Here is a 24,273-nt window from a genome sequence, read left to right as displayed (position 1 = left end):
GTCGGGTCTTTTCCCGGTCAGCATTCGCGAATTTGCCCTTGAAGGATGAACTCAAACTTGTTAAGATACTCATAACTTTACTGGAGCGTTTCGTTCCAGCGACAGAGACAGGGGTGCGAGAGCGTGACGAAGAGAGCCTACAATTTCAATGCCGGTCCGGCGGCGCTGCCGCTTGAAGTGCTGCGGCAGGCACAGGAGCAGTTCGTCGACTACAACGGAGCGGGCATGTCCATCATGGAGATGTCCCACCGCAGCAAGGCGTTCGAGGGCGTCAACGACAACACGGAACGCCTCGTGCGCGAGCTGTTCGGCGTGCCGGACGGCTACAGCGTCATGCTGCTCCAGGGCGGAGCGAGCACCCAGTTCGCGATGGTGCCGATGAACCTGCTTGCGGACGGCAAGACGGCCGCCTACGTAAACAGCGGCAGCTGGGCCAAAAAAGCGATCAAGGAAGCGAAGCTGATCGGAGAGACGCGCGTCGTCGCCACGTCCGAGGGCGCGCGCTTCACCCGCATGCCGGACCTCGCCTCGGTGGAGCTGCCGGACAATGCGGCCTACCTGCATCTGACGTCCAACGAGACGATCGAGGGCACCCAGCTCGCTTCCTTCCCGAGCACGGGAGCGGTTCCTCTCATCGCGGACATGTCGAGCGACATCATGTCGCGTCCGCTCGACATCGCCTCGTTCGGCATGATCTATGCCGGCGCGCAGAAGAACCTCGGCCCGTCCGGCGTCACGCTCGTCATCGCCCGCGACGACCTGCTGGAGCCGAGCCGTCCCGGCGTGCCGACGATGCTCCGCTACGATACGCATGCCAAGTCCAAGTCGCTGTACAATACGCCGCCTTCCTTTGCGGTCTACATGGTCGGCCTCGTGCTGGAGTGGATCCGCGGCAAGGGCGGGCTGGCCGAGATCGACCGCCTCAACCGCGAGAAGACGGGCCTCATCTACAGCGCCATCGACGGCAGCGGCGGGTTCTATCGCGGCGTAGCGGAGTCCGGCAGCCGCTCGCTCATGAACGTCACGTTCCGCTTGACGAGCGAGGAGCTGGAGAAGAAGTTCATCCAGGAGTCCGAGCGGGCCGGCTTCGTCGGCCTCAAGGGCCATCGCGACGTCGGCGGCCTGCGGGCTTCGACCTACAACGCGGTGCCGCTCGAGAGCTGCCGGGCGCTTGCCGAGTTCATGGCCGAATTCCAGCGTAAAAACGGCCGAAGCGGAACGCGCCGCTTGGCCTGAAGCAGCAGCGCCCTTGCCGGAGATGCCGGCAAGGGCGCTGCTTTTTGGGGCGAGAAGGCGGGGAGCGATGCCCTTGAGCAGGTTGGCGAGCACGCTCTAGCACGCTCTAGGCCAGCGCGCTCCTCCGATCGTTCGGTCCGGGGCCGGTGAGCTTGTATCCGACGTTGCGCACGGTCATAATGAATTCCGGGGAACGGGCGCTGCGCTCGATCTTGTCCCGCAGATGGCTGATATGCACGTCGACGATGCGGGTATCGCCGAGGAAGTGGTAGTCCCACACGCCCTGGAGCAGCTGCTGGCGGCTCAGCACCTTGCCGCGGTGCCGGCAAAGGAAGGCGAGCAGCTCGAATTCCTTCGGGGTCAGCTCGATCGCGGCGCCGTTCAAGTGAACCTCGCGGCGGCCGAGATCGACGCGCAGCGGGCCAATCTCGTAATGGATCTCTTCCATCTGTCCGGGCTGCGCCTGCACGCGCCGCAGGACGGCCTGAATCCGCGAGATCAGCTCCTGCGGACTGAACGGCTTGGTCATGTAATCGTCCGCGCCGTTGTCGAGCCCGGCGATGCGGTCGGTGACGTCCTGCATCGCCGTCAGCATGACGATCGGAACGGCGTTGCCGCGCCGGCGCAGCTCGCGGCATACCTCGATGCCGTCCATCTTGGGCAGCATCAGGTCGAGCACGATCAGATCGGGGCGGAACGGCTTGAGCATATCGAACACGGCCAAGCCGTCGTGGACGGAGCGGACTTCAAAGCCGGCAAGGTTGAGATTGAATTCCAGAAGCATGGAGATGGAAGGCTCGTCATCAACAATGAGAACTTTTTTTTTCGTCACCTTGGTCGGTCTCCTTTTCCAGGTTCTTTAATTCAGAATAAAGCGTTACCTTCAGAAAGGAATTAATGGCGCGTAAAAGGAATGTAAAAGCGTAAACGAAAGGATGCATGAAAGCCATGGCTTTTCATATCGTACTCGTCGAGCCGGAGATTCCGGCCAATACCGGCAATATCGCCCGCACCTGCGCGGCGACAGGCGCTCATCTGCATCTCGTCCGCCCGCTGGGCTTCCAGACGGACGACCGGACGCTGAAGCGCGCCGGCCTCGACTACTGGCACGCGGTCCGCGTATCCTACTACGATTCGTTCCAGGAGGTGCAAGAGCGGTTCCCGGAAGGGCGCTTCTTCTTCGCCTCGACCAAGGCGAGCCATCGCTATGATAAGGTCGCATATCGCGACGGTGATCTGCTCGTATTCGGCAAGGAGACGAAGGGGTTGCCGCCGGAGCTGATCGAGGCCAACCGCGAGACGGCGATCCGCATGCCGATGACGGGCGACGTGAGATCGATGAATCTGTCCAATTCAGCGGCTGTCATTTTGTTCGAGGCGCTGCGCCAGAACGGGTTTCCGGGGATGGACTGAGCTTCGGAGCCGGAATCCGCTTTTCGGACCATCCAAACGAAGTCCATTTTGCCAAGAGTTGGACTATATTAAGAAATAAGGCGATTGCGGAAGGATTCTGATCGCGCAAAGCGAACAACAGGGGAATAGACATCCAATAGCCCTGAGACTGCAAGGTCCGCCGAGGGTTGGTTGTGACTAGATTTTCAGACATAAGGAGAGAATACAACCGATGAAACCGGCCGGAGTCGTGCGCAAAGTCGATCAGCTGGGACGAATCGTCCTGCCCAAATCGCTGCGCAAACGCTATCAAATGAATGAAGGCGATCCCGTGGAGATCCTCGTGCAAGGGGATCACATCATTCTCGAGCGCTATCGTCCCCGCTGCGTCTTTTGCGGATCGATGGAAGAGGTAAGGGAGTTCAAGGAACGGTTCCTGTGCGCGGAGTGCATGGGACAGATGCAGCAGCTGCGACGCTGAGCCGTTGCAGAGGCGGAGCACGCGCAAGAAAAAGGCCAGGCTGGCCGGAGAGATCCGGGCCGCCTGGCCTTTGTTGTTCGTCGTTTTGCAGTGCCGAGCCTAAGCCTTTTTAAAGGCCTTTGGTCTTGTCGTCGTTGTACGCCGCGGTAAGCATCGCCGTCAGGAAGAGCAGCGAGACCAGCACGACCACGATAAACGGTAAGGACATATGTAGCACCTCCGTACGAATTGTCTTCATTATACCCAACTGGGGAAAAAAAGAAAACGATTCAAGTTGTGAACAGAATGTGTCAGTCGCGATGGCGGTATTGGCCCGGCGAGCAGCCGGAATGCTTCTTGAACACTTTGCTGAAATATTTCTCGTCCGTATAGCCGACCTGGGCGGCGACGTCGCTGACGCGCAGCTCCGACGAGGACAGCAGCTTGCGGGCCTTGTCCATGCGCAGGCTCTCGACATGCTCGCTCAGCGTCTGGCCGGTCTCCTGCTTGAAGCGCCGGCTCACATGCTCGCGGCTGAGGAAAAAGCGCGAAGCCAGCGCCTGCAAGCTCAAGTCTTCCTCCAAATGCGAAGCGATATACGAGCTCATCTCGTCGATGATGCTGCGTTCCTGGCGGATGCTGCGCAGCAGCGCGTCGAGCCAGTCGAGCAGCAGGAGGCGCCATTCCTTCTCCGTCTCGTCGAGCAGCAGCCGGCCCTGGTCGCTGAACACCAGCGGCAGCTCCTGGTCGCGCAGCGTATCGATCTCGTACTCCTGCTCGATGCGGCTGCGGATGACGCCCATCTGCGTCTCCCACGCGCGGACGGAGGCCGGCGTGACGACGCCGTGGCTGCGGACGAGGCGGAACCAATTGCCGAGCGCGGAGGTCGCCTCGGCGGCGTTGCGCACTTGAATCGACAGGCGCAGCGCGTCGCCGAGCGCCGACAGGTTCGGGAGCGCCGCGCCTGCCGCCGCCGGAATGCCGCCGCGATGGATGCGCAGCTCCGGCGTCAGCAGATTGCGCTGGGAGAGCGCGATCCGAGCTTGCTTGACGGACTGCCAGGCGGCGGACGCCCGCTCTTCCTTGCCGCCGATGCCGGCATGCAGCTCCGCCTTGAGCGTCATCGACACCGCCTCGATCAGCAGGCGGACGCGCTCCTCCAGCAGGTCGAAGCGGTCCCAGAACAGGGCGATCAGCTCGTCGGGCGCCTCGGAGCTGCGGAACGCGTAGCCGCAGCGCCACTCCGAGCGCAGCAGGTCGTTCAGCACGTTGACGATTGCAAAATCGAGCAGCTCCCGGTCGCCGCGGAAGCGGCGCAGCAGCTTGTCCGGGATCGGGTACAGGCTGAGCAGCACCGCTTGCATCGGCGCCTGGTCGGGAAAGCCGGAAAACTCGGCCTTCAGCTGCACGGCGGCCGCCTCGGCCTCCTGGGAGCCGGCGAGCAGCCGGCCGAACAGATGGCTCCAGTACACGGGCTTGTACTGGTTCAGCGCGATGCCGCTCTCGACCTGGCGCTGCTTTTCCCTCGTCTCGCTCCGATGCTCCTCGAGCGCGCGCTGCACCGCCTCGTTCAGCTGGTCGGGGTCGATCGGCTTCAAAATATAGTCTCGGCCGCCGTACTTCATCGTCTTGCGGACGTACTCGAAGTCGTTGTAGCCGCTGATGGCGATCACCTTGGCTTCCGGATGATGCGTGCTGGTCCACTCCATGAAGCGGATGCCGTCCGTGATCGGCATATGGATGTCGGTCAGGATGAGCATCGGATTGTGTTCATCCATGAGCATTTTGGCGGCTTCGCCGTTGTCCGCCTCGAGCACGCGCTCGAAGCCGAGTCCTTGCCAGTCGACAAGCAGCTTCGCCGCATCGCGCGCGTGGCTCTCGTCGTCGACGATCAATACGTTCATGGGGACACCTCGCTGGTCTGGGATGGAAGCTGATCGGGCAGCAGGAGCGTGACGGAGAAGCCGCCGAGCGGCTCCAGTCCGGAATCGAGCCTCATCGAGGCTTCCTCGCCGCAGTGAAGGGCGAGCCGCGCCGCGACGTTGGCGAGTCCGATGTGCTCGCCGATCGAGGCGCTCTCGTCATCGACGCCGAGCAGGCTCGCGCGCAGCGCCTGCAGCCGCTCCGGCTTGACGCCGGGACCGTTGTCGGCGATCTCGATCCGGATCCGGCCGTCCTCGCGGAAGCAGCGGATCGATACATGGACTTCTCCGCCGGACGGATCGAAGGCATGCTTGAATACATTCTCTACGATCGGCTGGATGACCATGCGCGGCAGCGGCGCCTCGCCGACTCCTTCGTCCATCGCGATCTCGTAGGTGAGCTTGTCGTCGAAGCGATGGCGCTGCAGCTCCAGATAGGAGCGGGCATGGTCGATTTCCTGGGAAATAGCGACAAATTCCTCGGCCGTATTCATCGAGTACCGCATCATCTTGCCCAATTGCATGATGAGCTTGTACAGGTCGGGAACGCCGCGCTTGAGCGCGGTCGTGCCGATCGACTGCAGCGCGTTGTACAGGAAATGCGGATGCACCTGCGCCTGAAGCGCCTTGAGCTGGTTCGTCTTGTTGGCCAGCTCGAGCTTGTACTCGCGCAGGACGAGGTTGTTGATCGTCTCCATCATCATGCGGAACCGCCGGGCGAGCTGGCCGATCTCGTCGGCCTGGCCGAGATGGATGTCGGTCTGCAGCTGGCCGGACTGGATCTGGCTGACGTAGCCGGTCAGCCGCTTGATCGGGCCGGTGATCCAGAACGAGATGAACAGCGCGGCGGCTGCGACGATGAGCAGCGAGCCGATCAGCACGCCGGTATTGACCTGCGTCACTTGATTCGTCGCCCTTCTCAGCACGGAGTCGGGAATGCGCTTGACGAGCGTCCAGTTGCTGTCCCCCGCCTCGATCTGCTCGTAGATGAACACCGCTTCGTGATCGCCGCCGCCGAGCCGCGTCGAGCGGGCTCCGCCCGGAGCGTCGTGGCCATCCGGCAGCGACGACTGCTCGAGCAGCTCCTGCGCCCACTCGGCATCGAGCTTGAGGCCGAACCGGTCGGAATCGGGACCGTAGATGATGACGCCGGACGGATCGAGCAGGTACACCTCCTCGCCTTGGTCGCGCTGATACAGCTGATCGCAGATCGAGATGATCATCTCGGGCGTGATGTCGAGCGAGAGCGTGCCGATCTGTTTGTCGCTCGGAATTTGCAGGATCGGACGGATGACGGTGATGACGCGCTTCGAGAGGAACGGCGGCGCGGCGCTGATGTTGTAGTTGGTGCTCATATGCAGCGGCCGGATCGAATAGGCGACCCCTTCCGGCAGCGACGTGCCGGGAGCGTTGACGATCTGCTCCATCCGCTTGTACTGGCCCTTGGAGTACAGGTAGCCGCGTTCGGCAAGCGGAGAGTGGAGGTACACCTGGTAGATTTCCTTGACCGACGACGACATGAGCTGCAGGCTGACGAAGATCTGGTTGTCCGTCAGATAGTCGCTCCGTCCGGTCTCGAGCGTGCGGTACAAGGTCGTGTCGGAATAAGGCGCGAGCGAGGTCTGGAAAAAGGAACGGAAATAGTTGTCCAGATTCGTCTTCCCCTGGTAGAGCAGATTGGAATTTTGCCGGATCGTGTCTTCCTCGACGAAGCGGGCCGTCCGCGTATTCGTAATCGTGATGGAGACGAGCATCGGAATGCCGATCGCCAGCAGCAGGAAGACGGCCAGCTTGGTCCGGATGCTGCGCCTCACCCAGTAAAATTTCACGGCAGAGCGCTCCTTTGCCTGCCTTCCGGTCGGGAAGGGCTATCGTTCGATTATAGCGGCAAGCGGCTGCAGCATCAATATTTTACACCTTTCCCGTCATCATCCTCGGTGGGAGGAGGGTCCTTCCGCCTTTATACTTAAGGATAATCAGGCAAGCGGTGGGCATATTTCGACATTCTGCAGGCCAAACTGACTACGATTCAAGCGAAAGGGGAGATACGGGATGAAAAGCAGCGGATGGTCCAAATCATGGATCCAGCAGATCGTCTTCACGGGCCCGGTCACGCTCGCGTTCGCGATCATTGTTGCGCTTCCCTTCTTTATGGGCATGTACTACTCGTTCTTCGAGTGGAACGGCGTGTCCGACAACGCCGAATTCATCGGCCTGAGCAACTTCATCAACATTTTCAGCGATCAGACCTTTTTGAGCTCGTTCGCCTTCACGGCGCGGTTCACGGTCGCCGCGGTCATCCTCTCCAACCTCGTCGGCTTCCTGCTGGCGCTGCTGCTCGTGCAGCCTCTCAAGTCGCGGAACGTGCTGCGCACGATCTTCTTCATGCCGAACGTCATCGGCGGCTTGCTGCTCGGCTTCATCTGGCAGTTCATCTTCGTCAAAGGCTTCGCGGCCGTCGGCGAAAAGACAGGCTGGGCGCTGTTCAACCTGCCTTGGCTCGGCGACGAGACGACCGCCTTCTGGGGCATCGTCATCGTGACGATCTGGAGCACCGCCGGCTATCTGATGGTCATCTACATCTCCGCGCTCATCAACGTGCCGCGCGAGCTGATCGAGGCGGCGTCGATCGACGGAGCGACCCCTTGGCAGCGGCTGCGCCACATTACGGTGCCGCTCATCATGCCGGCCGTCACGATCTCGCTGTTCCTCGCGCTCAGCTGGTCGTTCAAGTCGTTCGACATCATCCTGTCGCTGACCAAGGGCGGACCGTACAACTCGACGCAGTCCGTCGCGCTCAATATCTACAATGAAGCGTTCCAAAACAACAACTACGGTCTCGGCACGGCGAAGGCGCTGGTCTTCTTCATCGTCGTCGCGCTGATCTCGTCGGCGCAGGTATGGCTGACGAAACGCAAGGAGGTGCAGGTCTGATGGAAAACAGCCGCTATCGCTGGTCGACGATTATCCTGGAAATCGTCGCGGTGCTCATCGCGCTCGTGTTCCTCGTCCCGTTCTACTTCCTCGTCAGCAACTCGCTGAAAAAGTACGCGGACATCCTGCTCGACTCCGCCGCTCTGCCGAATCCGTGGACGTTCGACAACTTCACCCGCGCCTGGGAAATCATGAAGTTTCCGGCGTCGTTCATGAACTCGTTCCTCATCACGGTGACGAGCATCATCGGCCTGGCGATCATCTGCTCGATGTGCGCCTACCGGATGGTCCGCCATCCGTCCAAGTACAACAACATCCTGTTCATGGTGTTCGTCGCGGCGATGGTCATCCCGTTCCAGTCGATCATGATTCCGCTGATGAAGGTAGCGGCTACGTTCGGCCTGACGAACAGCATCTGGGGGCTGTGGGTGTGCTATATGGGCTTCGGCTCGTCGCTCACGATCTTCCTGTATCACGGCTTCGTCAAGTCGATTCCGGTCGAGATCGAGGAGTCGGCGACGGTCGACGGCTGCTCGCCTTACGGCGTGTTCTGGCGCATCGTCTTCCCGCTGCTCAAGCCGATGACGGCGACGATCATCATCCTGAACAGCCTTTGGATCTGGAACGACTTCCTGCTGCCGAACCTGATGCTCGGCGAGGCGAACCGGACGATCCCGCTCTCGACGTATTCCTTCTTCGGGCAGTACACGAAGCAGTGGGACTTGGCGCTCGCCGGCCTCGTCATGGGCGTGCTGCCGATCCTCGTGTTCTTCCTGACGCTGCAGCGTCATATCATCGAGGGCATTACGGCCGGCTCGGTGAAGGGCTGATCGGATCAAAGGAGCATAGCCGGACATTCCCCGAGGGGGAGGATGTTGACCCGCGCGAAAGCGAGGTCAATATCCTCCCCCTTTTGCCGCAATATCGTATGTGCCAACGTTTGCACAGAACGGGTATACTAAGGCCATAAACCAGAGACGCTTCCGCATCCGATGCCGAAACATTGGCATACTAAAGGGAGCAAGGATAGGAAAGGGGCTTGAAAAAGATGAAAAAGAGCTTGATGACCGCGGTATCCGCGGGCGTAGCCATCGCCATGCTGGCCGGCTGCAGCACGACGAACAACGGCGGTGCCGGCAACGAGGCGGCGGGCAATTCCGGAGGCGCCGGAAGCGGCGAGAAGGTGACGCTGAACATCTTCCAATTCAAGGTGGAGATCGCCGACGCGATGAACCGCCTCAAGGCCGATTACGAGAAGGAGCATCCGAACGTCACGCTGAACATCGAGACGATGGGCGGCGGCGCGGACTACGGCGCGGGCCTGAAGGCGAAATTCGCCTCCGGCCAGGAGCCTGATATTTTCAACAACGGCGGCAACGCCGATCTGACGACCTGGGTCGACAAGCTGGAGGATCTCAGCGGCGAGCCTTGGCAATCCGACGTTATCGATACGGCGAAGGAAGGCATCACCTCGGGCGGCAAAAACTACGGCCTGCCGATGGGCATCGAAGGCTACGGCCTGCTGTACAACAAGGATCTGTTCGCCAAAGCGGGCATCGATACGCCTCCGAAGACGCTCACCGAGCTGAAGGCGGCCGTCGAGAAGCTGAAGGCAGCCGACATTACTCCGTTCGCGAACGGCTATCAGGAGTGGTGGGTCCTCGGCAACCACACGTTCAACGTCGCGCTGGCGGATCAAGAGGACCCGGCCGCGTTCATCCAGTCAATGAACGAGAAGAAGGGCGATCTGGCGGGCAATAAAGTCGTCGGCGACTGGTTCAACCTGTTCGACCTGATGATCCAGAACAGCAACAAGAACCCGCTGACGACGGACTACAATACGCAGGTAACGCTGTTCGCGAGCGGCAAGGCGGCGATGATGCAGCAGGGCAACTGGACTCAGGTGCAGATCGACGGCATCACCCCGGACATGAACATCGGCGTGCTGCCGATGCCGATCGACGACAGCGAGAAAAGCGGCAACATCTTCGTCGGCGTGCCGAACTATTGGGTCGTGAACAAAAACGCCAAGAACAAGCAAGCCGCCAAGGACTTCCTCAACTGGCTGGCGACGAGCGAGACGGGCAAGCGCTACACGGTCGAGGAGTTCAAGTTCATTCCGGCGCTCAAGTCGATCGAGGTGACCGACGAGAAGGTGCTCGGCGCGATCGCGAACGACATCATGGCCTATTCCAAGGACGGCAAGACGTCCGGCTGGTACTTCAACCAGATGCCGGAAGGGCTGCCGCAGGAAGTCGGCGCGGAAATGCAGGCGTACGTCGCCGGCAAGTCGAGCAAGGAGCAGATGCTTAAAAACATTCAGACCAAGTGGGGCACGTTCGCGAAATAAGGCGGCAAGCCCGCAGGGGGAAGATATTGATCCGGAGATTCGGCATCAATATTTTCCCCCTTTTTGTTCAACATCCTCGGTGGTAGCGTTTGCATGACCGAAGGTATACTTGGATTGTTCCCAGGAGAATCTAAGGGAACATCAGCCAATATAGAACTCAGGGCGCTTGCAGGACGAACGAGGGTCATTATCCAAGGAGGAAAAGCGAATGAAAAAAACGATGGTAACCGTCTTGTCCGCCGGTCTGGCGCTCAGCCTGGCGGCAGGCTGCAGCACTTCCGGCAACTCGGGCTCGAACGGCAACGAAGCCCCGGCCAATACGGCGACGAACGCCGGCTCCGGAACGAACGCGGGCAGCGGCGAAAAGGTCACGCTCAATATCTTCCAATATAAAGTCGAGATCGCCGATGCGATGAACCGTCTGAAAGCCGACTACGAGAAGGAGCATCCGAACGTCACGCTGAACATCGAGACGATGGGCGGCGGCGCGGACTACGGCGCGGGCCTGAAAGCGAAATTCGCTTCCGGCCAGGAGCCGGACATCTTCAACAACGGCGGCAACGCCGAGCTGACGACCTGGATCGACAAGATGGAGGATCTGTCCGACCAGCCGTGGGTAAGCGACGTGCTCGACACGGCGAAGGAGCCGATCAGCCGCGACGGCAAGATGTACGGCATGCCGATCGGCATCGAGGGCTACGGCTACATTTACAATAAGGACCTGTTCGAAAAAGCGGGCATCACCGAGCTGCCGAAGACGCTCACGGAGCTCGACGCGGCCGCCAAGAAGCTGCAGGACGCCGGCATCACGCCGTTCTCCAACGGCTACCAGGAGTGGTGGGTGCTCGGCAACCATCTGTTCAACGTCGCGCTCGCCGATCAGGATGATCCTGCGGCGCTGATCCAGGGCCTCAACGAGGGCAAGGGCGGCCTGGCCGGCAACCCGGTCGTGGAAAAATGGTTCAACCTGTTCGACCTGACGATGAAGTACAGCAACAAGAACCCGCTGACGACCGACTACAACACGCAGGTGACGCTGTTCGCCAGCGGCAAGACGGCGATGATGCAGCAGGGCAACTGGACGCAGGTGCAGATCGACGGCATTACGCCGGACATGAACATCGGCGTGCTGCCGATGCCGATCGACGACAGCGAGAAGAGCGGCAACATCATGGTCGGCGTGCCGAACAACTGGGCGGTCAACAAGAACTCCAAAAACAAGGAAGCGGCCAAGGAGTTCCTCAACTGGCTGGCGACGAGCGAGACGGGCAAGCGCTACATCGTCGAGGAGTTCAAGTTCATCCCGGCGCTCAAGTCGATCGAAGTGACCGACGAGAAGGTGCTCGGCGCGATCGCGACGGACATCATGGCCTACTCCAAGGACAACAAGACGTCCGGCTGGTACTTCAACCAAATGCCGGAAGGCTTGCCGCAGGAAGTCGGCGCGGAGATGCAGGCGTATGTCGCGGGCAAGGTGGATAAAGCCGGCCTGCTGAAGAACATCGAAGCGAAATGGACCAGCATGGCGAAAAAATAAGCGGTTCTAAGGCGCGTCCCTGAAGCATATATGCTTCAGGGGCGTTTTTTTGCGCGGAGGGATCGAGGCAGGCGCCGGGCAAGGGGCGGATGGAGCGGGCTGGGCGAAGGCGGCCGTGCGGCGGCGGCGTGGAATGGAGGGCCTGAGGCCGGGCCGAAAAAAGGAGGGCGCCGGGCATGGCGATGGAGAGAAGCTTCGGCTGCATAGCGCTGGACCGTCCGGGGGAAGCGCTGCGGCTGTACGCCGACAGCGAGGTGCTCGAGGCGGCTCGGCGGACGCTGGCGCAAGGGAAGACGGCCCTAGGCGAGGACGCCGGCCAGCGGCTGGCCGCGCTGCTGCAGCGCGCGCTCGGCGCGGAGGAGACGGCGCGGCCTGGCGAGGGCATCGTCGTCGCGGCGAGCGCGGAGGCGGCGCTGGAGCTGGTCCGGCGCGCGCTCGCCGCGACAGGCGGCAGGCTCGGCCCGGTGCCGCAGCGGCAAGGCGCAGGACATCTGCGCGAGCAGCCGCAGCGGAGCGATGGGCAGCGAGCGCGCGGGCAAGCGGGCGAGGAGCGGCAAAGTCCGGGGCGGAGCGGCGCCGCGCCGGACGACGCGAATGAGGAGCCGAATGCTTGGCAGGTCGAGCTGCGGCCGGACAGCGCCTGGTCATGGCGTCCGGCATCGGGAGCAGGGGCGGGCGCAGTAGCGGGAGCAGGTGCAGGCGGAGTCGCAGGGGGGCGTGCAGGAGCAGGCGGCGGCGCAGGAGCGGATGCAGGAGCGGGCGGCGGCGCAGGAGCGGATGCAGGAGGGCGTGCAGGAGCGGGCGAAGGCGCAGGAGCGGCGGCGCCGGCGAAGCGGGGCGCGCCTGGCGGGCATGCCGCCAGGCGGCTGCTCGCCGTCGGCTCGCTCGCGAGCGGCGTGCCCGGCCTGGGCGCAGCCTGGGCGAGCGGGCCGCCGGAGCTGCTGCGGCGGGTGCGCGAGGAGCAGCGGCGCTCCGGCGCGGCGAGCGGCTGGGAGCTGCTCGTCATGGAGGAGCTGCTCGGCCTGGGCGAGCTGGAGCCGCGCCGCGCCGCGGCGGCAGCGGCTTGCGAAGCGGCGCTGCAGGAGCTGGAGGAGGCGCTGAACGCCGCCTCCATGCCGGCCGGGCTGCGCTGGCGGCGCGATCCGCGCGGCGCAGCGATGGAGCTGCTGCTGCCCGAGGGGCTGGACGCGCGCGCTCTGCAGCGCGCGGCCCGGCTGCGCGGGCTGTGCATCGGGATTGCCGGCGCCGGCCTCGGCGCAGCGCCGGGTTCAGGCGCAGCGAGGCTGGCCGCCGGAGCCGCGAGCGGAGCGCAGCTGGCGTTGGCGCTGAGCGGACTCGCGGAGGCGATGCGCGAGTTCACCGCGCGCAGCTGAAGAAGCCGGGGAGCGTGGCCGTATCCTCCGCCGAGCGGGGAAGGCGCTCCGCCTCTCGAGGCGGGCGGTCCGGGCCGCCGAGGCAGATTCGAGCCTCGCCGGAGGGAGAGCCGCTTCCGGCTCTCAGTCCCGCTCCGCCTCCCGAGCGGCCGCGCCCTGCTGCAGCAGCCAGCCGTCGATGACTGCGGCATGCTCCGCGAGAGCGGCTTCGCCGGCCGGCAGCAGCCGGTAGATGCCGCGCTCGACCTTGGCGAACCAGCCGTAGTAGTTGGCGCGCAGGAACTCGCCTGACTTGGCGACGCCGGTCAGCTCGCGCGCGCGCGCCGGCGACAGCGCTCCGTGCGCCTGGAGAGCCCAGGCGAGGCGGAGCGCTTTTTCGCGGTAGGCGGTCATGAGCCGGCTGCCCCGGACGCGCCCGCTGCCGCCGACGTTGTAGTCGCCGCTGCGCTCGCGGAACTCCTGCAGCAGCCGCCGCTCGCGGGACGGGCGCCGTCCGCGCAGCGGCGCGTCGCCGGGCTCGCAGAGCAACTCCAGGACGGGAGATTTGGTCTTGTAGAACGTAACCGTCATCAGGCCGAGCCCGAGCATGCGGCACAGCTCCGCCAGCTCGCCGAAGCGCTGGTTGACCGCCCCTTTGCGGGAGCGGTTGCGTTCGACCGCGAGCAGCACCTTGTCCGCGATCCGCAGCCGCTGGACGCCCTGCAGCAGCAGCGCGAGCGTGAACGTCTTTTTCATCTCGACGATTAGCGTATCGCCGTCCGGCCGGACCGCCACCAGATCGCAGCTCAGCACCTCGCCCTTCACCTCGTAGCCCCGCGCCTCCAGATAGGCCTTCACCGGCCCGTACAGCTCCGCTTCCTCCTTCACCGCCATGCCCTCTCGGCCTCCCCGCCGCCCGCCGCTCCACCGGCACAGGCGTTCTCATTCCGTCCATTATAGGAGATCGCCGAAGGTCTGGCAAATCTTGTCCGACTCCAAATTTCCGGTCAAGTTATCGCCCCCCTCCGCATAGGCTTTAATACTTCGAATACGATGCTATTCAGGAGTGGGAAGCAGAGATACAGCCTGGGCGGAGCGGACGGCGAGGGTCTTGACGCGGAAGGAATGGGAGGAGGCGCAGCATGGATATTTTCAAACGGATCGCGGAATACAAGTCGGAGGGCGAGCGGCTCGCCTGGACGGGGACGTTCAAGGAGTACATCGAGCTGCTGCGGAACGATCCGGCGCCGGCGATGACGGCGCATGCGCGGGTGTACGAGATGATCAAGTCGCATGGCATCGACGAGAAGAACGGACAGAAGAGCTACAAGTTCTTCGAGCAGGAGATTTTCGGCCTCGACCGGGCGGTCGAGAAGCTGATGGAGGAATATTTCCACTCGGCGGCGCGGCGGCTGGACGTGCGCAAGCGGATCCTTCTGCTCATGGGTCCGGTCAGCGGCGGCAAGTCGACGATCGTCACGATGCTCAAGAAAGGGCTGGAGAAATTCTCGCGCACGGACCAGGGGGCGGTGTATGCGATCAAGGGCTGCCCGATGCACGAGGATCCGCTCCACCTCATCCCGCATGAGCTGCGGCCGGAGCTCGAGCGGGAGCTCGGCGTACGGATCGAGGGCAACCTGTGCCCGCACTGCCAGCTGCGGCTGAAAAACGAGTTCGAGAACGACATCGAGAACGTGCAGATCGAGCGGGTCTTCCTGTCGGAGGACAACCGCGTCGGCATCGGCACGTTCAGCCCGTCGGATCCGAAGTCGCAGGACATCGCCGACCTGACCGGCAGCATCGACTTCTCGACGATCACGGAGTACGGCTCGGAATCCGATCCGCGCGCCTATCGGTTCGACGGCGAGCTCAACAAGGCCAACCGCGGCCTGATGGAGTTCCAGGAAATGCTCAAATGCGACGAGAAGTTCCTCTGGAACCTGCTGTCGCTGACGCAGGAAGGGCAGTTCAAGGCCGGCCGCTTCGCGCTCATCAGCGCGGATGAGCTGATCGTCGCCCATACGAACGAATCCGAGTACAAGGCGTTCATCGCCAACAAGAAGAACGAAGCGCTGCAGTCGCGGATGATCGTCATGCCGATCCCGTACAACCTGCGGGTGTCGGAGGAAGAGAAGATCTACAGCAAGCTGATCGCCCAGAGCGACCTGCGCCATGTGCACATCGCGCCGCATGCGCTGCGCACGGCGGCCATCTTCTCGATCCTGACGCGGCTCAAGGAGTCCAAGAAGCAGGGCATGGACCTCGTCAAGAAGATGCGCATGTACGACGGCGAGGAAGTCGAAGGCTACAAGGACGCCGACCTCAAGGAAATGCAGAACGAATTCCTGGAAGAAGGCATGTCGGGCATCGACCCCCGCTATGTCATCAACCGCATCTCCAGCGCCCTCATCAAGGGCGAGATGGACCATATCAATGCGCTCGACGTGCTGCGGGCGCTCAAGGACGGGCTCGACCAGCATCCTTCGATCACGAAGGAGGAGCGCGAGCGTTACTTAAACTTCATTTCGGCGGCGCGCAAGGAATACGACCAGCTGGCCAAGAACGAGGTCCAGAAGGCGTTCGTCTATTCGTTCGAGGAGTCGGCGCGCACGCTGTTCGAGAACTATCTCGACAACATCGAAGCGTACTGCAACTGGTCGAAGATCAAGGACCCGCTCACCGGCGAGGCGCTCGATCCCGACGAGCGGCTCATGCGCTCCATCGAGGAGCAGATCGGCGTCTCGGAAAACGCGAAGAAGGCGTTCCGCGAGGAGATCCTTATCCGCATCTCGTCCTACTCCCGCAAGGGGCGCAAGTTCGACTACACGAGCCACGAGCGGCTGCGCGAGGCGGTGGAGAAGAAGCTGTTCGCCGACCTCAAGGACATCGTCAAGATCACGACATCGACCAAAACGCCGGACGAGAACCAGCTCAAGCGCATGAACGAGGTGACCAAGCGCCTCGTCGACGAGCATGGCTACACGCCTGCCAGCGCCAACGAGCTGCTGCGGTATGTCGGCAGCCTGCTGAACCGGTAAGGGCGAAAAACTTGGAGGAAACCTCCGGATTGTAAAACGTGGGATTCGAAAATAACCCGTTTCCAGAGGCTAACTTGGACGGGTTATTTTCGTTTTAAGTAAGCGAGCAATGCTAGCAGGAACATCCCGAGCATCATCACTTCCTGTAGCGAAAATGACATAGGCGTCACCTCCATTCTGGAGGCGAGCTTTTCCATCCAAGCGTCGTGCATGGACAAATAGACGAATTCAGTAAGCCCCTGTATAGGGGGCTTTTTTACGCTCCATTAATGTCAACTATATTGACATGAATTGATAGATCCTTGTATGATTGGGTAAATATACCCAAGCGCTTCGATCCATCATGGAGGGCACCTCGAGCGTTTCCCGCTGCAGGTTGACCCGGAGGGAGGCCGTCAGCCATGTCTACCGCAGAACCGACCCGTGTTCCAGCCTATGATTCCCGTTCCTTCTACGACGAGATGTATGACGAGCAAGGCCGCGTGCGGCTCCACTACGAGCAGGTGCATCGGAGCTTCGCCGCGATGGGGCCGTCCGAGCTGGCGAGACGCCGGCAGGCTTTCGGCAGCCGCATGCTGGAGGAAGGCATCACCTTCACGCTCCATGCGCCGGGAGCTCCGGACCCGCTGGAGCGCACGATTCCTTTCGACTGCGTCCCGCGCATCATACCTGCCGCCGAATGGAGCCTGCTCGAGGCCGGGCTGCGCCAGCGGACCATCGCGCTGAACCGCTTCATCCGCGACCTCTACCACGGCCAGCGCTGCGTGCGCGACGGAGTCATCCCGCGCCGCATGATCGTCGGCAACACCTACTACCGGCCGGAAATGGCCGGACTGGACGCGCCGGGAGACGTCTACGTCACGGCGGCCGGCATCGACCTGATCCGCGACGAGACGGGCTATTACGTGCTGGAGGACAATCTGCGCAGTCCGTCGGGCTTCTCCTATCTGTTCAAGGGGCGCAGCCTCATGAGCGAGCTGTTTCCCGACCTGTACCTGCCGAGCTCGATCGAGGATACCGAGCGCAGCCTGAACGTGTTTTTGACCAGCCTCCGCTCGCTCGCCCCCTCGGGCAAAAAAGACCCGTTCATCGTGCTGCTCACTCCCGGTCCGTACAATTCGGCCTATTACGAGCATACCTTCCTCGCGCAGCAGCTCGGCATCCATCTCGTCGAGGGACGGGATCTCGTCTGCAAGGACCACAAGATCTACTTGCGTGATCTGCGAGGATTGCGTCAGGTCGATGTCATCTATCGTCGCATCGACGACGAATTTCTCGATCCGCTTTCCTTCCAGCCCGACTCGATGCTCGGCGTCGCCGGCCTGATGAACGCCTATCGGGCCGGCAACGTGGCGATCGCCAACGCTCCCGGCACCGGCGTCGCCGACGACAAGGCGGTCTATGCCTATGTGCCTGACCTGATCCGCTATTATCTGGGCGAGGAGCCGATCCTGTCGAACGTGCCGACCTACATCCTGTCCCGCAAGGAGGAGCGCGAATATGTGCTGGATCGCCTGGAGGAGCTGGTCGTCAAGGAGACGTCGCTGTCGGGCGGCTACGGCATGCTGATCGGACCGCAGGCGTCGGCGCAGGAGCTGGCGGCGTTCCGCGAGCGGATCCGGGAGCAGCCGGGCCGCTATATCGCTCAGCGCACGATGAAGCTGTCGACCGCGCCGGTCATGGGGGCGGGCGGCATGATGCCTCGCCACATCGACCTGCGTGGCTTCGTGCTCAGCGGCAGCGGCGGAGAGCCGCATGTCGTTCCCGGCGGGCTGACCCGGGTCGCCTTGCAGGAAGGCTCGCTTGTGGTGAACTCCTCGCAGGGCGGCGGCGTGAAGGATACATGGGTGCCGAGGCGCGGACGTTCGGGCCCGCGCGGCGATCAGAGCCGGTGCGAGGCGCAGAGTCAAGACCAGGATCGGAACGAGGAGGAATGCGGATGCTGAACCGGAACGCAGAGGCACTATGCTGGATCGGACGGTATATGGAGCGGACGGAAAACCATGCGCGCTTCGTGGACGTGCTCTATCATCTGCAGCAGCTGCAGCCGCGCGAGGCGGTCGACGACCGCCTGAGATCGGAGGTGGACAACGCGGGCAAGTGGGCGCTCGTCGTCGGCGCCATCGGCGACCGCAAGGAGTTCGAGAGCGCGTACGACGGCTATTACGAGGATGACGTGCTCCAGTACGTCACGATGGACCGCGCCAATCCGAACTCGATGCTCAGTTGCGTAAGCGCCGCGCGCGCGAATTTGCGGACGCTGCGGGAAAAGCTGCCGGGGGAGCTGTGGGATGCGCTCAACGGCATGTACCTGTGGCTGCGGGAACGGCAGGAAGACGGCTGGCGCAAGGAGGCGCCGCATGCTTTCTTCCGCCAAATGAAGGATTGGGCGAGCCTGTTCCAGGGCTATAGCCAATCCGTCATGCCGCGCGAGAACGAATGGCGCTTCCTGGAATGCGGCCGCTATCTGGAGCGGATGGAGAACACGCTGCGCATCCTGCAGGCGGTGCGCGGATGGGTGCCGGGCGGAGGCTGGCACGAGCCGGAGGCGTATCCGTACCTGCAGGCGGTGCTGCGCTCGATCAGCGGCTACGACTCGTTCCGCCGCTATCATGCGGACGGGCTCGGCGTGGATGCGATCATGGAGTTCGTGCTGCTCAACGCGGCCTTTCCGCGCAGCGTGCAGTATTCCCTCCGCAAGATGGACGCGCATCTGAGCCTGCTGGAGGCGCAGGAGCCGGCGATGCGCGCCCGCCGCGACAAGCTGCTGCGCAGCTCGGCGCGGGTGCTGGCCGATCTGGCCTGCCTCGAGCGCGACGACCTGCTGCTCGATCGGGACGGCCGGATCGTCGCGCATCTGCTGGAGCAGTCGAGGCAGCTGGGGGCGGCGATGGAGGCGGCGTTCTTTCGCCTCGGGGAGGCTACCGCATGAAGCTGCGCATCTCGCATGTCACCACGTACCGGTACTCCGACCCGGTCCGGGACAGCGTCAACGAAATCCGGCTCACGCCGGTGACCAATAAGCATCAGTCCTGCTATCAGCACAGCATCTCCGTCGAGCCGAACGCGCCGCTGCTCGCTTACGAGGATGCGTTCGGCAACAAGGTGCATGCCTTCACGGTCAACGCCGCCCATCGCTCGCTGACGGTGCGGACGCACTCCATTGTGACGACAAAAGAGCCGGGCGGGGCCGCAGGACGGGCGGAGGCCGAAGCGGATGCGGCATGGAGCTGGCTCGGCGGGGACGAGGCGCTCGACCGCTTCGCGGAATATTTGCTGCCGACCGGCTATACGGAGCAGACTGCGGGCATCCGCTCCTACACGGACGGCCATCCGCCGGACGAGCGGGGCGTCGGCTCGTGGCTGGAGCGGCTCTGCGGCCGGATCCGCGACGAATTCATCTACGATCCGCTGGCGACGACGGTGCAGACCAAGGCGTCCGATCTGCTGCAGACGCGGCGCGGCGTCTGCCAGGATTTCGCCCATCTGATGATCGCCTGCTGCCGCTGCCAAGGCGTTCCGGCCCGGTATGTGAGCGGGTACCATTTCGTCGGCGACCTGAGCGGCGGCAACGCCGACTTCGAGCAGGCGTCCCACGCTTGGGTGGAGGCCTACGTGCCCGGCGCGGGCTGGAGAGGCTACGATCCGACCAATGCGTCGCTCGTCGGCGAGCGCTACGTCAAGCTGGGGCACGGACTCGACTATCGCGACATCGTCCCGTTCAAAGGCGTCTATCTCGGCAGCGGCGTCCAGACGCTCGAGGTCCATGTCGACGTCAGCCCGGCGGAGGAATGACATCGGGCAAAAAAAGCAGCCGGCTCCGTCATGAGGACGGGGCCGGCTGCTTTTTGGCGCGCGCGCGGATGAGGTGGACGGCGTAGAGGAGCAGAGGCGCGAACACGAGGAAGATCGAAGCGAACGGCGTCCAGTTCTTGGAGAGGAAGTCCTGGACGAACACCGTATTGGGGTAGCACAGCTGGGCGACGACAACCATGCCGACGCCGAGCGGCAACGTCAGCGCCAGCGTGGAGCGCAGGCCGAACAGCTGGCCGAGTCCGATGAGGGTGGCGTCGAACGTGATGACGATCTTGATCAGGATGGACAACACCCAGATGAAGATGATCATGCCTTCGATCCGCTCCAGGAAATGCCCGATGCTGATGTTCTTGGCGAGCGCATAGGCCGGGAACAGCTGATTGGCCGTCACGCCGGCGCACAGCACGCCGATGCTGGCGGCAGTCGTGACGACGAGCACGATCCCGCCGAGCACCGTGCCTCCGATCATCGCGCCGGACCTGCCGGCCGCCCGGCGCACGTACGGATAGAGCATGAGCAGCACGATCATCTCCTGCAGCGCGAACAGATTGATGCCGCCCTTGAAGATCGGCCGCAAGCCGAACTCCAGCAACGGCTCGAAATTGCGGGGATCGATCCGCGGAAGCGTCGTCAGCACGAGCAGCGTGAACAGCAGCAGCAGGAACGGAAAGAACAGCTCCGCCGCCCGCGAATAAGCCGACTTGCCGAGACGGACGGCGTAGACGGCGAGCAGGACGAACAGCAGCTGCAGCACCTCGACCGGGGTTTCCGGCAAGTTCTGCGTCGTCAGGAAAAAGCCGAGATCTCCGATCATGAGCGAGGCGAGCAGGTAGAAGAAGGCGACGAAGGCGAGCCCGAGCAGTCCCCCTGCCCAGCGGCCGAGCGCGCTGACGCACATCTGCACGAGCGACTCGTGCCGGCGCAGCTTGCCGAGGGCGGCGTAGAGCGCGACAAGCGCGATGTTCAGGCCGACCCCGAACAGGGCGGCCATCCAGGCATCCTGCTTGGCCGCGACGGCGAGGCCGGCAGGGGCGATCAGGATGGAGGTGCCGATCATGAAATAAACCGTCAGCACGGCGAACCCGCGCGCGGAGATCGAGGTGTTCCGTTCCTCATTCATGATGCCAGCCTCCTTCGTTAGGAAAAGAGCGAATTAAAGACGTCGACGTACCCGTGCAGCGCCACGGCGATCCATTGCAGCGGATTGGGCGGCTCGGGGAGAGTCCCGTACAGCGTCGCTCCGATCGCCGCCGCCGCCCAAGCCGCAGCGGCGGCGAGACGTTCCTTCGCCGCTCCTTTGCGGCGCAGGCGGGGCCAATCGAGGAGCAGCGCGCCGAGCAAGCCGGCGCACAGTCCGATCCAGAGCCACATGGCTTTTCCTCCTAAGGTCGCGATTCGTCCTTCATAGACTTGAAGGTCGTGCCGATCCGGCGAATCGTCGTTTTTGAGCGGATGTCGATCTTGGCCCGGTCGTAGATGGAATCCCAGTCCTCGATGCGCCGCCACAGGCCGGGATGCTGGCGATGAAGCGCGCTTCCGAAGCCGAACACGTCGGACTTCAGCTCCTTCTGCGATTTGCGGATGCTCCGCTGGAGCAGATCGACGAGCTTGGCGTCGACCAGTCGCTCCAGCTTCTCCTGATTGGCCGGATCGATCACGTCCATCTTGCAGCCGATGTCGGCGATGTCCTGCTGCGAGCGCAGCTCGACCTCGAACGCATCCGGACGATGCGCGGTGATGCGCGCATGCGCCTGATTCAGCTCCAGCGTCACGAGCCCTTCCTCGTTCGGGCACTCGACGGTGAGGAAGGTATGATGCGTCTCGTTCTGCAGCAGGTTGAGCGCGCGGACGTCATTCTCGTTCAGCCAGCCGACCATGCGATCGTTGCGGAAAGCCGCCATGCCGTCGTATCGGAGCAGCGTCTGCGGCTCGATGTTCTGGGCGCTTTTCATCTCCTCGCCGCTGTGGCGGTTGCCGAGCAGCTCGATGGACGTGAGCGCGGGTCCCTTGCCTTCGGTCGCCAGATCGCGGATGAGGCGGTCGAGCGTCACCTTGCCGGTCGCCGACCAGATATCGTCCGACGTGTCCAGCTTCGTGTACAGGCTGTTCGCCGGGATCGGATCGATCGGGCTGTACATGTCGAGAATATCCGAGGCGGACGCCTTTTTGGCGACGACGAGATAAAAGTCCGTCCGCAGCTCGCGGTTGCGGGCGATGAAGTCGAGCGGCTTGCTCAGGCCGCTGCGCGCGATCTCCTCGCCGATGACGAGGATGCGCAAATGGGCGAGGTAGAGCTCGCGGGCCGCCTTGAGCGTCAGGCGCGCCAGAGCGTCGGGCAGCGTCTTCCCGTAGGAACGGAAGGTGACGACGGGACTGAAGGAGCTGGTGGACGTTTTTTTCGTCGTCACCTGGCTCGGATTGACGATCTGGACCGACACGATATACCCGTCGTCCTTTGCTTTGTCCACGCCCATGCCGACGACGATGTTGATGCCGTTGAGCTCGTTGCGGCTCCAGCAGCCGGAGAGCGGGGCGGCCAGCGCGGCGATCAGCAGCAGCGCGAGCAGCCTGGACGCCAGCCCGAAGCGGTTCATGGCTGCCTCCGCAGCTTCTGCGGCTTGAGGCTGATCGGCCGGTTCTTCATCCAGGGAATCGGCAGGCGGAACAGCGTATCCTTCTGATCGTCCCGCTGGTACGGAGCGAGCGGCGCCATATAGGGAACGCTGAAGGAATGGAGGCTGCACAGATGCAGCACGAGCGCGATGATCCCGATGAATACGCCGTACAAGCCGAACGAGGCGGCGAGCGTCATGAGGCCGAAGCGGATGATCCTCGCGGCGATGCCCATGTTGAACGCGGGCAGGACGAAGTTGGCGATGGCCGTGATGGAGACGACGATGACCATGGCCGCGCTCACGAGCCCGGCGTCCACCGCCGCCTGGCCGACGACGAGCGTGCCGACGATCGAGATCGACTGGCCGATCGTCTTGGGCATGCGCACGCTCGCCTCGCGCAGAATCTCGAACGTCACTTCCATGAGAAGCGCCTCGATGAACGCGGGGAACGGCACGCCCTCGCGCTGGCTCGCCAGGTTGTAGAGCAGCGTCGTCGGCAGCATCTCCTGATGGAACGTCGTGATGGCGATGTAGAACGACGGCGTGAGCGTCGCGAGCAGGAAGGAGAGGAACCGCAGCAGCCGGATCAGCGTGCTGAAGTCGGCTCGCTGGTAGTAGTCCTCGCTCGACTGGAAAAACTGGCTGAACAGGGCCGGGACGAGCAGCGCGAACGGCGTGCCGTCGACCAGGATGGCGACCCTGCCTTCGAGCAGGCCGGCGGCGATGACATCCGGCCGCTCCGAGTTGAACACGGTCGGAAACGGCGTGTAGATCCGATCCTGGATGTACTCCTCGATGTAGTTGCTCTCGAGGATGCTGTCCATGTCGATCGTCGCCATCCGGTCCTTGACCTCCTGCAGCACCTCCGGCGAGACGATGTCGCGGATGTATACGATCGCGACCGCGGTATTCGTCACCGTCCCGAGCGTCGTCGGCTCGAACCGGAGGTCGGGACTGGCGATCTTCCTCCTCAGCATGGCGATGTTCCAGGCGAGCACCTCGGTGAAGCCCTCGCGGGGGCCGCGCACGACCGATTGGACGTTCGGCTCCTCGATCGAGCGGGCCTTCACATCCTTGGTCGCGACGGCAAGCGCGTGCGGGCTGCCGTCCGCGAACAGGACGGTATGGCCGTCGAGCAGCATCGAGCAAACCTCCGCCAGCGTGCCCAGGACATGGATCTCTCCCTCCGGCAGGATGCGGGCGCGGCATAGGTCGAGCCATTCCTCGGCGCTGCCGCAGATGAGGCTTCTTCGTACATCCGGGGCGAACAGAGCCTGCAGCAGCGGAGCGGAGTTCGAGATGCCGTCGATCGCCCACGCCGTTCCGCGCATGATCTCCCCGCCGTCCAGCTCCGCCTGGAACTCGCGCGCGAGCAAGTCGGGGCTGATGCCGAAGCGGTCGCGGAGCCGGCTGTCATTGACCTTCAGCGAGCGGCTGAGCGAGTCCGCGGACTCGGCGGCCGACTGTTTCGTCATCCTCTCACCTGATTTCCTTTCCAGATTAGATGTCTTGAACTAGGATGTTCCAGTTGAGGGCCGGCTATCCATGACTTGCGAAGCGGGAGCGGCGGCATCGCAAAAAGCGGCTTTCCGCGCGGCGCCAGGCCGCGGGAAAGCCGCTT

General features: G+C 63.1%; 20 protein-coding genes. 12 read left to right on the top strand and 8 right to left on the bottom strand.

What is annotated here, in order from left to right; translation table 11 throughout:
* Positions 1-123 precede the first annotated feature (123 nt).
* Positions 124-1,236: a 3-phosphoserine/phosphohydroxythreonine transaminase gene (gene serC, locus H582_RS0115370; RefSeq protein ID WP_028599235.1), complete on the top strand. Its 1,113-nt coding sequence runs from the start codon at positions 124-126 to the stop codon at positions 1,234-1,236.
* 106 nt (positions 1,237-1,342) lie between these two features.
* Here the strand turns inward: serC and H582_RS0115365 are convergent, their stop codons facing one another.
* Entirely contained in the window at positions 1,343-2,068 is a 726-nt protein-coding gene (locus H582_RS0115365) for a response regulator transcription factor (protein WP_028599234.1), read from the bottom strand.
* 116 nt (positions 2,069-2,184) lie between these two features.
* On the opposite strand from H582_RS0115365, the gene trmL reads away from it, so the two are divergent.
* Positions 2,185-2,649: a tRNA (uridine(34)/cytosine(34)/5-carboxymethylaminomethyluridine(34)-2'-O)-methyltransferase TrmL gene (gene trmL / locus H582_RS0115360; protein WP_028599233.1), complete on the top strand. Its 465-nt coding sequence runs from the start codon at positions 2,185-2,187 to the stop codon at positions 2,647-2,649.
* 211 nt (positions 2,650-2,860) lie between these two features.
* Complete coding sequence (locus H582_RS0115355; RefSeq protein ID WP_028599232.1) at positions 2,861-3,109, top strand: AbrB/MazE/SpoVT family DNA-binding domain-containing protein; 249 nt, start codon at positions 2,861-2,863, stop codon at positions 3,107-3,109.
* A 290-nt stretch (positions 3,110-3,399) separates the two neighbouring features.
* Here the strand turns inward: H582_RS0115355 and H582_RS0115345 are convergent, their stop codons facing one another.
* Complete coding sequence (locus tag H582_RS0115345) at positions 3,400-4,992, bottom strand: helix-turn-helix domain-containing protein (RefSeq protein WP_028599231.1); 1,593 nt, start codon at positions 4,990-4,992, stop codon at positions 3,400-3,402.
* A complete protein-coding gene (locus H582_RS27875; protein ID WP_052333316.1) occupies positions 4,989-6,839 on the bottom strand; it encodes a sensor histidine kinase in 1,851 nt (616 codons plus the stop codon). The genes H582_RS0115345 and H582_RS27875 overlap by 4 nt, the downstream gene beginning before the upstream one ends.
* 223 nt (positions 6,840-7,062) lie before the next feature.
* Here H582_RS27875 and H582_RS0115335 point away from each other — a divergent pair, with 223 nt between their 5' ends.
* From H582_RS0115335 to H582_RS32430, 5 genes are all read left to right on the top strand, one after another.
* On the top strand, positions 7,063-7,944 hold the full coding sequence (locus H582_RS0115335; protein WP_028599230.1) for a carbohydrate ABC transporter permease: 882 nt from the start codon (positions 7,063-7,065) through the stop codon (positions 7,942-7,944).
* On the top strand, positions 7,941-8,774 hold the full coding sequence (locus H582_RS0115330; protein WP_373864125.1) for a carbohydrate ABC transporter permease: 834 nt from the start codon (positions 7,941-7,943) through the stop codon (positions 8,772-8,774). Before H582_RS0115335 ends, H582_RS0115330 begins: the two co-directional genes overlap by 4 nt.
* Before the next feature lie 218 nt (positions 8,775-8,992).
* Complete coding sequence (locus tag H582_RS0115325; protein WP_043111412.1) at positions 8,993-10,294, top strand: ABC transporter substrate-binding protein; 1,302 nt, start codon at positions 8,993-8,995, stop codon at positions 10,292-10,294.
* Between the two features lie 208 nt (positions 10,295-10,502).
* A complete protein-coding gene (locus tag H582_RS0115320) occupies positions 10,503-11,831 on the top strand; it encodes an ABC transporter substrate-binding protein (RefSeq protein WP_028599227.1) in 1,329 nt (442 codons plus the stop codon).
* 176 nt (positions 11,832-12,007) lie between these two features.
* On the top strand, positions 12,008-13,204 hold the full coding sequence (locus H582_RS32430) for a hypothetical protein (protein WP_028599226.1): 1,197 nt from the start codon (positions 12,008-12,010) through the stop codon (positions 13,202-13,204).
* A gap of 123 nt (positions 13,205-13,327) precedes the next feature.
* On the opposite strand, the gene H582_RS0115310 is transcribed toward H582_RS32430, so the two are convergent.
* Positions 13,328-14,077 carry a DUF2161 family putative PD-(D/E)XK-type phosphodiesterase gene (locus tag H582_RS0115310; protein WP_028599225.1) on the bottom strand — a complete coding sequence of 250 codons (750 nt, stop codon included), beginning with the start codon at positions 14,075-14,077 and terminating at the stop codon, positions 13,328-13,330.
* Between the two features lie 248 nt (positions 14,078-14,325).
* On the opposite strand from H582_RS0115310, the gene H582_RS0115305 reads away from it, so the two are divergent.
* The 4 genes from H582_RS0115305 to H582_RS0115285 all read left to right on the top strand — a co-directional run bounded on the left by H582_RS0115305 (position 14,326) and on the right by H582_RS0115285 (position 20,016).
* Positions 14,326-16,221, top strand: coding sequence for a PrkA family serine protein kinase (locus H582_RS0115305; RefSeq protein WP_028599224.1), 1,896 nt, complete (start codon positions 14,326-14,328; stop codon positions 16,219-16,221).
* Between the two features lie 401 nt (positions 16,222-16,622).
* Complete coding sequence (locus H582_RS27865; RefSeq protein ID WP_084137351.1) at positions 16,623-18,167, top strand: circularly permuted type 2 ATP-grasp protein; 1,545 nt, start codon at positions 16,623-16,625, stop codon at positions 18,165-18,167.
* The gene (locus tag H582_RS0115290) at positions 18,161-19,153 is read left to right on the top strand and encodes an alpha-E domain-containing protein (RefSeq protein WP_028599223.1); all 993 of its coding nucleotides are present in this window, start codon (positions 18,161-18,163) and stop codon (positions 19,151-19,153) included. Before H582_RS27865 ends, H582_RS0115290 begins: the two co-directional genes overlap by 7 nt.
* Positions 19,150-20,016 carry a transglutaminase family protein gene (locus H582_RS0115285; RefSeq protein WP_028599222.1) on the top strand — a complete coding sequence of 289 codons (867 nt, stop codon included), beginning with the start codon at positions 19,150-19,152 and terminating at the stop codon, positions 20,014-20,016. Before H582_RS0115290 ends, H582_RS0115285 begins: the two co-directional genes overlap by 4 nt.
* Before the next feature lie 28 nt (positions 20,017-20,044).
* On the opposite strand, the gene H582_RS27860 is transcribed toward H582_RS0115285, so the two are convergent.
* The 4 genes from H582_RS27860 to H582_RS0115265 are packed head-to-tail and all read right to left on the bottom strand — an operon-like array spanning position 20,045 to position 24,127.
* Entirely contained in the window at positions 20,045-21,157 is a 1,113-nt protein-coding gene (locus H582_RS27860) for a GerAB/ArcD/ProY family transporter (RefSeq protein WP_052333315.1), read from the bottom strand.
* A 17-nt stretch (positions 21,158-21,174) separates the two neighbouring features.
* Entirely contained in the window at positions 21,175-21,408 is a 234-nt protein-coding gene (locus H582_RS0115275; protein ID WP_028599221.1) for a hypothetical protein, read from the bottom strand.
* A gap of 11 nt (positions 21,409-21,419) precedes the next feature.
* Positions 21,420-22,631 (bottom strand): Ger(x)C family spore germination protein, encoded by a 1,212-nt coding sequence (locus H582_RS0115270; RefSeq protein WP_028599220.1) that lies wholly within the window; start codon positions 22,629-22,631, stop codon positions 21,420-21,422.
* Positions 22,628-24,127, bottom strand: coding sequence for a spore germination protein (locus H582_RS0115265; protein WP_052333314.1), 1,500 nt, complete (start codon positions 24,125-24,127; stop codon positions 22,628-22,630). Before H582_RS0115265 ends, H582_RS0115270 begins: the two co-directional genes overlap by 4 nt.
* Between the last annotated feature and the right edge of the window lie 146 nt (positions 24,128-24,273).

The organism is Paenibacillus pasadenensis DSM 19293, from assembly GCF_000422485.1.
GTDB lineage: Bacteria > Bacillota > Bacilli > Paenibacillales > Paenibacillaceae > Paenibacillus_O > Paenibacillus_O pasadenensis.
This window is presented reverse-complemented; position numbering and strand designations above follow the sequence as displayed.

Coding starts and splice junctions, on each gene's coding strand:
- trmL (WP_028599233.1), top strand. CDS start 2,185: ATGGCTTTTCATATCGTACTCGTCGAGCCGGAGATTCCGGCCAATACC.
- H582_RS0115355 (WP_028599232.1), top strand. CDS start 2,861: ATGAAACCGGCCGGAGTCGTGCGCAAAGTCGATCAGCTGGGACGAATC.
- H582_RS0115345 (WP_028599231.1), bottom strand. CDS start 4,992: ATGAACGTATTGATCGTCGACGACGAGAGCCACGCGCGCGATGCGGCG.
- H582_RS0115335 (WP_028599230.1), top strand. CDS start 7,063: ATGAAAAGCAGCGGATGGTCCAAATCATGGATCCAGCAGATCGTCTTC.
- H582_RS0115325 (WP_043111412.1), top strand. CDS start 8,993: ATGAAAAAGAGCTTGATGACCGCGGTATCCGCGGGCGTAGCCATCGCC.
- H582_RS0115320 (WP_028599227.1), top strand. CDS start 10,503: ATGAAAAAAACGATGGTAACCGTCTTGTCCGCCGGTCTGGCGCTCAGC.
- H582_RS32430 (WP_028599226.1), top strand. CDS start 12,008: ATGGCGATGGAGAGAAGCTTCGGCTGCATAGCGCTGGACCGTCCGGGG.
- H582_RS0115310 (WP_028599225.1), bottom strand. CDS start 14,077: ATGGCGGTGAAGGAGGAAGCGGAGCTGTACGGGCCGGTGAAGGCCTAT.
- H582_RS0115305 (WP_028599224.1), top strand. CDS start 14,326: ATGGATATTTTCAAACGGATCGCGGAATACAAGTCGGAGGGCGAGCGG.
- H582_RS27865 (WP_084137351.1), top strand. CDS start 16,623: ATGTCTACCGCAGAACCGACCCGTGTTCCAGCCTATGATTCCCGTTCC.
- H582_RS0115290 (WP_028599223.1), top strand. CDS start 18,161: ATGCTGAACCGGAACGCAGAGGCACTATGCTGGATCGGACGGTATATG.
- H582_RS0115285 (WP_028599222.1), top strand. CDS start 19,150: ATGAAGCTGCGCATCTCGCATGTCACCACGTACCGGTACTCCGACCCG.
- H582_RS27860 (WP_052333315.1), bottom strand. CDS start 21,157: ATGAATGAGGAACGGAACACCTCGATCTCCGCGCGCGGGTTCGCCGTG.
- H582_RS0115275 (WP_028599221.1), bottom strand. CDS start 21,408: ATGTGGCTCTGGATCGGACTGTGCGCCGGCTTGCTCGGCGCGCTGCTC.
- H582_RS0115270 (WP_028599220.1), bottom strand. CDS start 22,631: ATGAACCGCTTCGGGCTGGCGTCCAGGCTGCTCGCGCTGCTGCTGATC.
- H582_RS0115265 (WP_052333314.1), bottom strand. CDS start 24,127: ATGACGAAACAGTCGGCCGCCGAGTCCGCGGACTCGCTCAGCCGCTCG.